The sequence below is a fragment of the Psittacicella gerlachiana genome, assembly GCF_003585965.1.
GTDB classification, from domain to species: domain Bacteria; phylum Pseudomonadota; class Gammaproteobacteria; order Enterobacterales; family Psittacicellaceae; genus Psittacicella; species Psittacicella gerlachiana.
Window position 1 is genome coordinate 22,030 of the sequence record NZ_NRJF01000024.1, and the last position, 9,395, is coordinate 31,424.

A 9,395-nucleotide genomic window follows, 5' to 3' on the forward strand; every position below is an offset into this window, starting at 1 on the left:
TAAATTAGTGCGGGTTCTAAATAAATTAAAATGGTTTACGACCACGACCAAACATATTAGCTAAACCGCCAAGACCGCCGCCACCGCCCATAGCTTTTAATAAACCACTTAATGCACCTGATGAGAACATAGATTGTAATTTTTTCATTTGTTCAAATTGAGTTAATAATTGGTTTACTTCAGATACAGGTTGACCACAACCTTTAGCAATACGTTGTTTACGTGAATGCTTAATAATTTTTGGGTTGCGTCTTTCTTCGCGAGTCATAGATTGAATAATTGCACGAGAAATTTTGGTTTTTCTCTCAATTGTTTCATTATCTATTTTACCAGCTAACTGATTTTGTAGAGCCTTTCCACCTGGTAAAGCTGAGAATAGAGATTCAGAACCACCCATTTTTTGCATAATCTCAGTTTGTTCTAAAAAGTCTTCAAGATCAAACTCTTTCTTGTTTTTTAGAATCTTCTGAGTACGCTTCATTTGTTCTTCAGAAACTTCATTTTGTAACTTATCAATATAAGTTAACATATCCCCCATATCAAGAATGCGATTTGCTATTCTATCAGGATGGAAAGCTTCTAAAGCATCGGTTTTTTCTCCAACCCCTAAAAACTTAATTGGTTTACCCGTAATTTGACGAATAGATAAAGCTGCACCACCACGTACATCACCATCTAATTTAGTAAGAATTACCCCCGTAAGTGGTAAAGCTTCATTAAATGCTTTTGCCGTATTAGCTGCATCTTGACCAGTCATAGCATCTACGGTAAAGAGGGTTTCAATTGGTTTAATTTCCTGATGGATTGCTTTAATTTCTTCCATCATCGTTTGATCAACATGTAAACGACCTGCGGTATCGACAATTAAAACATCGTAATAACCACGTTTTGCCTGCTGTAAAGCATTATTTGCGATATCTACAGGATTTTGCCCTACTTCAGATGGGAAAAAGTCTACACCAACAGTTTGGGCTAGGGTTTCTAACTGCTGAATCGCAGCTGGACGATATACGTCAGCAGAAACCACTAAAACTTTTTTCTTTTGTTGTTTTAAGAATTTAGCTAATTTTGCTACCGAGGTGGTTTTACCTGCACCTTGTAAACCAGCCATTAACACTACTGCTGGAGGTTGAGTACGTAAATCTAAAGCCTCATTCTTATCCCCCATCGCCTTAATTAAGCTTTTATGAATAATATCAATAAACGCTTGCTCTGGGTTTAGGCGTGGATTTACTTTTGTACCTATAGCTTCTTCTTTAACTTGATCTAAAAAAGATCTTACCACCGGTAAAGCTACATCGGCTTCAATTAATGCACGACGCACTTCCGACAAAGCTTCTGAAATATTATCTTCGCTTAAAGTACTCTTACCAGTTAAACTTTTAAATGCTTGTTGTAACCTATTCGTTAAATTATCAAACATGAAAATTCCTTGATTATTTTGAGTGAGTAGTTTGCTAATAGAGTAGCTTAGGACAAAATGCAAACTCAAAAATCTTACGCTCAAATTATAACACAGAAAATAAAAAATCACTGCAAAGAGCTTAATATATTTTTCTCCTAAATGCTATAATAAAAGGGTAAATTCACATAACTTAAACAAGGTCTACTAATGCCTTTTCAAAGAAAGAAGAACATTTATGATCGATTAGGTATTAAAGCATACACCATCAAAAATGAAGGATTATTAGAAATGCCTACACACAAAATAGTTTTTATTAGTAGAGAGGATAATCCTGAAGCAAGAAATGAATTAAGTAAGCTCTTTAAAGGTAAGCCCAACCTATATTTTAAGAACTTAAATGATTTTAGAGCCTATGCTCAACAAAATCCTCAATATATTTATGATATCTTGCAGCAGCATACCTTAACTTCTGTTTTAGATCCTAATGAATATAATCAAGAGCAAAGCCTAATTAAGGTTGGTTTTTATTTAATTTTTGATGACTGGACTTTTGTTCAAGATCGTGCTTCTTTAATCAATATCACTCAACTTATTAAGTATCATCTTGACAATAAAGATGTAAGTACGCCTCAACCTATTGAACGTACAAGCTTTGAAGAAATTGAACATTTTTCTCATGAGCCTGAAGATAAGATTATTGATGTATACATTCTTGCCGAATCAGGTCAACTACGTCCAAGTGTTGAAAACAATATAACTAAGTTTTTAGAAATCGCAAGTAGCTTTGAAGATATTAACTTTACGCTTCAACCTCCAGTAATAAGACCTAATTTACCTGAATTAAATTCTCGTGAACACAAAGTTTTATTTATCAATATCACTAAGGTTCCTTTTGCTTTTTTACATTACCAAGAACAAACTTTTGGCTATATTCATGTGGATGAAGAATTATTTGCGAGTCCTGATCAAATCGACAATGCAATTCAACAATTACTAGCTTCCTTAGAAGCTTTTACCCAAAGCAAAGGTAATTTTAATCCTTTACGCTTTATAGCTTCGGAATTATTAACTCTTTACTCACGTCCATTTGATTTAAGTGCATGGACCGTGCAAAATAATAATCTAGAAAATATGGCTATAAATAATCCCCATGCAGAAAGAATCGTTGATAATATCAACTTACACAAAACTGAACATGAACCTAAGATTAAGATGCTCGATCCCGATAATAAAAACTTTATTCTTGTGTTCTTAGGTACTGATGGTAGTAATGACCCTGAAAACTTTGTCTCTCGTTTAGATAAATTTTTTAATAGCTTTTCTAGTCAATGTTTTGTTACTGCTGAAGAGTTTTTTGCTCAAAAAGCTCTTTTTGATGCCAATGCAATCTATTGTTTTCTTGACTTTGGCAATCATAATTATGAACTGATTAGTCAAAAACTGACTGCAGGTTTTTATGTACATTTGCCCGACTGGAATTTAATTAAAGACAAAAATGTATATAATATGTTCGTAATCTTTAAAAACCTCCTCAACCAAGGTTTTTATGGACACTACATAAATTATAAATATCAAAAGAACTAAGAATATTATGAATATTGAGTACTATTTTTTGAACGATAGACAAAAAGCAATTATCTCCCTCCTAGTTAAGGAAGTAGCTACTGCAGATGGAAAAGTTAGTAACCATGAAGGCAAATACTTTACTCTTCTTGATCGAGTATTAGCTTCACAAGAAATTTTACACGAAGATCCATTTAATTTAGTGAGTACTGAGTTTACCACTGCTGAACATAAATTCTGTCTGATTACTACTTTATTAACTACAGCTTTTATTGATAATTTTGCTCATCCAAATGAGATTCGCTTTATTAAAGAGATTGTTAGTCAATTAAATATCTCCGAAGAAAAATTAAAACAAATGCTCTTTTGGTCACAACGTCAAGCGATTCAAATTAGTGAAGCTTTAGAATTTAAACTTTAATCTACGCCTAAGGGAAGTGTTAACCACTTCCCTTATTCTTTTGTAACTATCTTTGCTTCTAGCTTTATTACTAATTAAAATAAAATAATCCCCTAGATCTGTGATCTAGGGGATTATTTATCTTTCGAATACTATTAAATTAAATTTGATCGCTACGTTTCTAAGTGATTAAACGTTTAGAGATTTTTCAACAACACGTACTAAATCAAAAGCTTTAGTTTTTGATAAAGGACGAGATTGTTTAATCTCTACTAAATCACCTTCTTTTGCAGCATTAGCTTCATCATGAACGTGAAGTTTAGTTGTTTTACGAACATATTTACCATAGATAGGGTGTTTAACGCGACGTTCAACAGCAACTACGATAGTTTTGTCCATTTTGTCACTCAGTACACGACCTTGTAGAGTACGAACTTGTTTAGTCATTACTTACCAGCCTTGTTTAATTGAGTTAATAAACGTGCAACTTCACGGCGAGCTTGTTTAACTAGGTGAGTTTTTTCTAGTTGTCTAGTTTTAACTTGTTGGCGTAAAGCAAATAAGTTGCCTTGCGCTTCCACTAGTTTTGCATTTAAATCTTGTTCACTCATTTTGATTACATTACCGTTTTAGTTACAAAAGTAGTTTTGAAAGGAAGTTTTGCTTGAGCTTTACCAAAAGCTTCACGTGCTAATTCTTCTGGAACTCCACCAATTTCGTAAAGAACTTTACCTGGTTGGATTAAAGCTACCCAGTACTCTACGTTACCTTTACCTTTACCCATACGAACAGATAATGGTTTTTCAGTAATTGGTTTGTCTGGGAATACACGAATCCAGATTTGACCTTGACGTTTTACAGCACGAGTCATAGCACGACGAGCTGCTTCGATTTGACGAGCAGTTAAACGACCACGACCTACAGCTTTTAAGCCGAAAGAACCAAAGCTAACTTCAGTACCTGCAGCTAAACCACGGTTACGGCCTTTATGCATTTTACGGTATTTTGTACGTTTAGGTTGTAACATAATTCAATTCTCTCCTTATTTACGACCTTTACGTGGTGCACGTCTGTTATTGTTGTTTCTAGGTGCTTGTTTACGTTCAGGTTTTGCTGTTTCTTTAGCTAATACTTCTTCGAAACCACCTAAAATTTCACCTTTGAAAATCCAAACTTTAACACCAATCACACCGTATGTTGTGTTAGCTCTTGCTGTAGCGTAATCGATATCAGCACGTAGAGTTTGTAAAGGAACGCGACCTTCACGGAACCATTCTGCACGAGCGATTTCTGCACCACCTAAACGACCTGATACTTGAACTTTGATACCAATAGCACCTTGGTTCATCGCAGTTTGGATAGCACGTTTAGCCGCACGACGGAACATCACACGACGCTCTAATTGTTGTGCAATTGATTCAGCTACTAATTTTGCATCTAAATCAGCTTGTTTTACTTCAACGATATTGATTTGACAGTTTTTAACACCAGATAATGCTAAAACTTGTTTACGTAATTTCTCAATATCCTCACCACCCTTACCGATGATAATACCTGGACGAGCTGAGTGAATGTTTAATTTAATAGCGTTAGCTGGACGCTCGATCACGATACGTGATACAGCAGCGTTAGCTAATTCTTTGTTTAAAAACTCACGAATTTTGAAATCATTTTCTAGAGTTTTAGAGAAATCTTTTGTATTCGCATACCAGGTTGAACTCCATGGTTTAACAATACCTAGGCGAATACCATGAGGACTTACTTTTTGACCCATTTCGTTACCTTATTTTGCGATTACTAAAGTTATGTGAGAAGTACGTTTACGAATATGATCCGCACGACCTTTCGCACGAGGCATAATACGTTTCATTGTAGGACCTTCATCAGCGAAGATCGTTGCAACTTTAAACGAACCAACGTCACTTAAACCTTGGTTATTTTCAGCATTAGCTACAGCAGATGCTAATAATTTACCAATCATTTTTGCAGCTTTACGTGGAGTGTAGCGTAAGATATATGTAGCTTCTTCCACTGATTTGCCACGAATTAAATCACATACTAAACGTGCTTTTTGTGCTGATGTACGAGCATTGCGTAAGATAGCACGTGATTCTAATCTGTTAGACATGTTCTATCTCCTATTATTTTTTCTTAGCTTTTTTATCAGCAGCGTGACCACGGTAAGTACGTGTAGGTGCGAATTCACCTAATTTGTGACCAACCATTTCGTCTGAAATTAATACTGGAACGTGTTGACGTCCGTTGTGAACAGCAATGGTTAACCCAATCATATCTGGGAATATAGTAGAACGACGTGACCAAGTTTTAATTGGTTTGTGATCGTTCGTTTCCACTGCTTTTTCTACCTTCTTCAGCAAGTGTAGGTCAATAAAAGGACCTTTCTTGAGAGAACGTGGCATAGGATTTACCTCTTTTAAGTGTTAATTATTATTTATCACGACGACGTACAATGAATTTATCAGTACGTTTATTGTGACGTGTTTTCTTACCTTTAGTTTGAACGCCCCAAGGTGTTACTGGGTGTTTACCGAAGTTTTTACCTTCACCACCACCATGCGGGTGATCTACCGGGTTCATTGCTGTACCACGAACTGTAGGACGGATACCTCTCCAACGAGAAGCACCAGCTTTACCTAATTCACGTAACATGTGCTCAGCGTTACCAACTTCACCGATAGTAGCACGACACTCAGCTAAAACTTTACGCATTTCACCTGAACGTACACGTAATGTTACGTATTTACCTTCACGAGCGATAATTTGTACGTAAGAACCAGCTGCACGAGCTAATTGACCACCTTTACCTGGTTTTAATTCTACGTTGTGTACAGTTGTACCAACTGGAATTGCACGCATAGGTAAAGTGTTACCTACTTTGATTTCTACATCAGCACCAGATACGATAGTATCACCAACTTTTAAGTTTTTAGGTGCTAAGATGTAACGACGTTCACCATCAGCGTATAATACTAAAGCGATATTCGCTGAACGGTTTGGATCATACTCTAAACGCTCAACTTTAGCAGGTACGCCATCTTTGAAACGTTTGAAGTCAACTAGACGGTATGATTTTTTATGACCGCCACCAATGTGACGAGTTGTGATACGACCAAAATTGTTACGGCCACCAGTGCGTTTTAAAGGCTCTACTAAAGCTGCAAAAGGTTTACCTTTATATAATTCAGGATTAACTACTTTTACAACGTGGCGGCGACCTGGACTGGTCGGCTTACATTTTACAATAGCCATTTATTTAGTTCCTTTCCTTACTCAATAGCAGATTCGATTTCGTTAACGTTAGCGTCTGCAGGTAGAGTGATATAAGCTTTTTTGAAATCGCTACGACGACCTTTACGGTTACCGCGATATTTAGTTTTACCTTTAACATTTAAAATGTTAATAGCTTTTACCTTAACGCCTAATACAGCTTCAACAGCTTGCGCTAATTCAACTTTATTAGTGCTTTTATCAACTACTAGCGTTAATACGCTTTTTTCACCTTGAAGTTTTACTGCTTTTTCAGAAATTAGTGAATACTTAATAACTGACTGTAAACGTGAAGTGTTAGACATTATTTTAACATCTCCTCAAGTTCTGTTACAGCTTCTTTAGTTACTAAAACTTTATCAAAAGCAATTAGTGAAACCGGATCAACTTCATCAGTTAATAAGTAACCAACTGAGTGTAAGTTTCTTGAAGCTAAATAAACGTTTGTTCTTAATTCAGTATCAATAATTAAAGTATCTTTTAGGTTTAATTCTTTTAATTTTGCTACTAAATCTTTTGTTTTGTGTGATTCTAGAGTTAAATCATCCACAATCACTAAACGATCTTGACGAACTAACTCAGAGAAGATGCAACGTAATGCACCCCAGTACATTTTTTTGTTAACTTTTTGGCTGTGATCTTGCGGACGAGCAGCAAAAGTCACACCACCAGAACGCCATAAAGGTCCTTTACGGTCACCCGCACGAGCGTTACCAGTTTTCTTTTGGTTCCAAGGTTTTTTGTTAGAACCGTTTACTTGTGCACGAGTTTTTTGCGCACGAGTACCTTGACGAGCACCCGCTTGATACGCTACAACTACTTGGTGCACTAGTGCTTCGTTGAATGCAACGTTAAAAGCTGATTCTGATACACTAATAGAACCTTGACCATTTACTAATGTTAATTCCATTTATAGTTACTCCAGACTTAAGCTTTTACTTTTACAGAAGGTTTAACAACAACGTTACCATTTTTAGCACCTGGAATAGCACCACGTACTAATAATAAGTTGTTCTCAGCATCAACACGAACTACTTCAAGGTTTTGAACAGTTACACGCTCGTCACCCATGTGACCAGACATTTTCTTACCTTTGAATACACGACCTGGAGTTTGGTTTTGACCAATTGAACCAGGAACGCGGTGTGATAATGAGTTACCGTGTGTAGCGTCTTGAGTACGGAAGTTGTGGCGTTTAACAGTACCAGCGTAACCTTTACCTTTTGAAGTACCAGTTACATCAACTTTTTTAACTTCAGCAAATACTTCTACAGTGATTTCTTGACCAACAGTGTATTCTGCTGCATTGTCAACACGGAATTCACGTAATAAGCGACCAGCTTCAACACCTGCTTTTGCAAAGTGACCTTTTTCAGGTTTGTTTAAGCGTGATGCTTTTTTAGAACCAGTTGTTACTTGAATAGCATTGTAACCGTCAGTTTCAGTTGTTTTTACTTGAGTTACGCTATTTTTTTCAATTTCAATTACAGTTACTGGAATTGATTGACCTTCAGGTGTGAAGATACGAGTCATTCCAACTTTACGACCTAATAAACCGATCATTCTTTAATCCTCTTTAATAAACGTCCAATAATTAGTCTAAACTGATATTAATTTCCACACCAGCAGCTAAATCTAGACGCATAAGAGCATCTACTGTCTTCTCAGTTGGCTCTACGATATCAACTACACGTTTGTGAGTACGAATTTCATATTGATCACGTGCATCTTTATTCACGTGTGGAGAAATCAGTACAGTAAAACGCTCTTTACGAGTAGGTAAAGGGAATGGGCCACGAACTTGTGCACCAGTACGTTTTGCTGTTTCAATAATATCCTTAGTTGACTGTTCGATTAAACGGTGATCGAAAGCCTTTAAACGGATACGGATTCTTTTTTGGTTAGACATTTAACCCAGAGCTCCAAATTAATTAAAAAATAAACACATACAAATTCTTACCTCAATGTGTTTAGAGAAAAACACGAGGTAAGGTTACAATTTTGCCCCTACGATTGAGGGGTGTCAGATTAGCTTAAGAGATATCACTAACATTTCTAGCAAAAACTCTGACTAAATTCTCAAATCAATTTTAATTCAATGAACTAAAGCTTCTTTGAGACGCTTACCATGAGAGAACAATTAAATCTTATTAAATGGGAGAAAGTTATCTACTTTCTTTGTAAGCTAGTCGATACCTTGGTCTAGTTATATTCAACGAACAACTCGAAGGTATAGATAAGAGATTGTCTCATACAATCTTTCTTACCCGCTAATCCAGTGCAAGATAGTTTAATAATGTTTTCCTTGCATATTCTACATATATGGATACTCTCAATTTAACACCATACATGGAGATACTAATATTCAATAAAAACTACTAGAGGTGATTTCCTATCTTCGTGATGTATAACCACTTTGCAGTAATGTCTTTTTTATCTGAAATTCGATTTTACGTTTCGGATAAATATTAATACCTGCGGTGTATTATACATAAACACATTTAACAATGCAAAACATTTTTAAACCTTTAAACATAAAACATTGATAAATAAATATTTTTATTTTAAACCAAAGAACCAAAGGAATAACTTTCAATCTTCTTTAAATAAAATTTTGCTACTTGGAAAGTATTATAAAAAGCACTATCATTTAATATACTTAAAAAAATAAAACTTTCACTCGATACTACTTTATTTATGAGATTATTTGCCGTCTTAATTCGCCTTTATCATATATAA

14 protein-coding genes are annotated in these 9,395 nt (G+C 35.5%); 2 read left to right on the plus strand and 12 right to left on the minus strand.

The window, feature by feature from the left end:
• Window positions 1-25: 25 nt before the first annotated feature.
• Window positions 26-1,423 carry a signal recognition particle protein gene (gene ffh / locus CKF59_RS00890; RefSeq protein WP_119534100.1) on the minus strand — a complete coding sequence of 466 codons (1,398 nt, stop codon included), beginning with the start codon at window positions 1,421-1,423 and terminating at the stop codon, window positions 26-28.
• 270 nt (window positions 1,424-1,693) lie between these two features.
• Between ffh and CKF59_RS00895 the strand changes: the two genes are divergently transcribed.
• On the plus strand, window positions 1,694-2,989 hold the full coding sequence (locus CKF59_RS00895) for a hypothetical protein (protein WP_147397089.1): 1,296 nt from the start codon (window positions 1,694-1,696) through the stop codon (window positions 2,987-2,989).
• Between the two features lie 28 nt (window positions 2,990-3,017).
• A complete protein-coding gene (locus CKF59_RS00900) occupies window positions 3,018-3,389 on the plus strand; it encodes a tellurite resistance TerB family protein (protein ID WP_147397090.1) in 372 nt (123 codons plus the stop codon).
• 168 nt (window positions 3,390-3,557) lie between these two features.
• Here the strand turns inward: CKF59_RS00900 and rpsQ are convergent, their stop codons facing one another.
• Genes rpsQ through rpsJ form a run of 11 tightly spaced genes read right to left on the minus strand, consistent with a single transcriptional unit; the run spans window position 3,558 to window position 8,565 of the window.
• The gene (gene rpsQ, locus CKF59_RS00905; RefSeq protein ID WP_119497236.1) at window positions 3,558-3,815 is read right to left on the minus strand and encodes a 30S ribosomal protein S17; all 258 of its coding nucleotides are present in this window, start codon (window positions 3,813-3,815) and stop codon (window positions 3,558-3,560) included.
• Complete coding sequence (gene rpmC / locus CKF59_RS00910; RefSeq protein WP_119534103.1) at window positions 3,815-3,979, minus strand: 50S ribosomal protein L29; 165 nt, start codon at window positions 3,977-3,979, stop codon at window positions 3,815-3,817. Before rpmC ends, rpsQ begins: the two co-directional genes overlap by 1 nt.
• A gap of 5 nt (window positions 3,980-3,984) precedes the next feature.
• Complete coding sequence (gene rplP, locus CKF59_RS00915; RefSeq protein WP_119534104.1) at window positions 3,985-4,395, minus strand: 50S ribosomal protein L16; 411 nt, start codon at window positions 4,393-4,395, stop codon at window positions 3,985-3,987.
• 15 nt (window positions 4,396-4,410) lie between these two features.
• On the minus strand, window positions 4,411-5,142 hold the full coding sequence (rpsC, locus tag CKF59_RS00920; protein ID WP_119534105.1) for a 30S ribosomal protein S3: 732 nt from the start codon (window positions 5,140-5,142) through the stop codon (window positions 4,411-4,413).
• 9 nt (window positions 5,143-5,151) lie between these two features.
• On the minus strand, window positions 5,152-5,496 hold the full coding sequence (gene rplV, locus CKF59_RS00925; RefSeq protein ID WP_119534106.1) for a 50S ribosomal protein L22: 345 nt from the start codon (window positions 5,494-5,496) through the stop codon (window positions 5,152-5,154).
• A 13-nt stretch (window positions 5,497-5,509) separates the two neighbouring features.
• A complete protein-coding gene (gene rpsS / locus CKF59_RS00930) occupies window positions 5,510-5,788 on the minus strand; it encodes a 30S ribosomal protein S19 (protein WP_119524828.1) in 279 nt (92 codons plus the stop codon).
• A 28-nt stretch (window positions 5,789-5,816) separates the two neighbouring features.
• A complete protein-coding gene (gene rplB / locus CKF59_RS00935) occupies window positions 5,817-6,638 on the minus strand; it encodes a 50S ribosomal protein L2 (protein WP_119534107.1) in 822 nt (273 codons plus the stop codon).
• Window positions 6,639-6,655: 17 nt separating this feature from the next.
• The gene (gene rplW / locus CKF59_RS00940) at window positions 6,656-6,961 is read right to left on the minus strand and encodes a 50S ribosomal protein L23 (protein WP_119534108.1); all 306 of its coding nucleotides are present in this window, start codon (window positions 6,959-6,961) and stop codon (window positions 6,656-6,658) included.
• Entirely contained in the window at window positions 6,961-7,566 is a 606-nt protein-coding gene (gene rplD, locus CKF59_RS00945; RefSeq protein ID WP_119534109.1) for a 50S ribosomal protein L4, read from the minus strand. The genes rplW and rplD overlap by 1 nt, the downstream gene beginning before the upstream one ends.
• A gap of 17 nt (window positions 7,567-7,583) precedes the next feature.
• On the minus strand, window positions 7,584-8,219 hold the full coding sequence (gene rplC, locus CKF59_RS00950) for a 50S ribosomal protein L3 (protein WP_119534110.1): 636 nt from the start codon (window positions 8,217-8,219) through the stop codon (window positions 7,584-7,586).
• Window positions 8,220-8,250: 31 nt separating this feature from the next.
• The gene (rpsJ, locus tag CKF59_RS00955) at window positions 8,251-8,565 is read right to left on the minus strand and encodes a 30S ribosomal protein S10 (protein ID WP_119534111.1); all 315 of its coding nucleotides are present in this window, start codon (window positions 8,563-8,565) and stop codon (window positions 8,251-8,253) included.
• Window positions 8,566-9,395: the final 830 nt, after the last annotated feature.

Bases quoted from the DNA above. Each gene is read 5' to 3' on its own strand.
- rplW (WP_119534108.1), bottom strand. From the start codon at position 6,961: ATGTCTAACACTTCACGTTTACAGTCAGTTATTAAGTATTCACTAATT.
- rpsC (WP_119534105.1), bottom strand. From the start codon at position 5,142: ATGGGTCAAAAAGTAAGTCCTCATGGTATTCGCCTAGGTATTGTTAAA.
- rplD (WP_119534109.1), bottom strand. From the start codon at position 7,566: ATGGAATTAACATTAGTAAATGGTCAAGGTTCTATTAGTGTATCAGAA.
- rplP (WP_119534104.1), bottom strand. From the start codon at position 4,395: ATGTTACAACCTAAACGTACAAAATACCGTAAAATGCATAAAGGCCGT.
- CKF59_RS00895 (WP_147397089.1), top strand. From the start codon at position 1,694: ATGCCTACACACAAAATAGTTTTTATTAGTAGAGAGGATAATCCTGAA.
- rplB (WP_119534107.1), bottom strand. From the start codon at position 6,638: ATGGCTATTGTAAAATGTAAGCCGACCAGTCCAGGTCGCCGCCACGTT.
- rpsS (WP_119524828.1), bottom strand. From the start codon at position 5,788: ATGCCACGTTCTCTCAAGAAAGGTCCTTTTATTGACCTACACTTGCTG.
- rpmC (WP_119534103.1), bottom strand. From the start codon at position 3,979: ATGAGTGAACAAGATTTAAATGCAAAACTAGTGGAAGCGCAAGGCAAC.
- rpsQ (WP_119497236.1), bottom strand. From the start codon at position 3,815: ATGACTAAACAAGTTCGTACTCTACAAGGTCGTGTACTGAGTGACAAA.
- rpsJ (WP_119534111.1), bottom strand. From the start codon at position 8,565: ATGTCTAACCAAAAAAGAATCCGTATCCGTTTAAAGGCTTTCGATCAC.
- rplV (WP_119534106.1), bottom strand. From the start codon at position 5,496: ATGTCTAACAGATTAGAATCACGTGCTATCTTACGCAATGCTCGTACA.
- ffh (WP_119534100.1), bottom strand. From the start codon at position 1,423: ATGTTTGATAATTTAACGAATAGGTTACAACAAGCATTTAAAAGTTTA.
- rplC (WP_119534110.1), bottom strand. From the start codon at position 8,219: ATGATCGGTTTATTAGGTCGTAAAGTTGGAATGACTCGTATCTTCACA.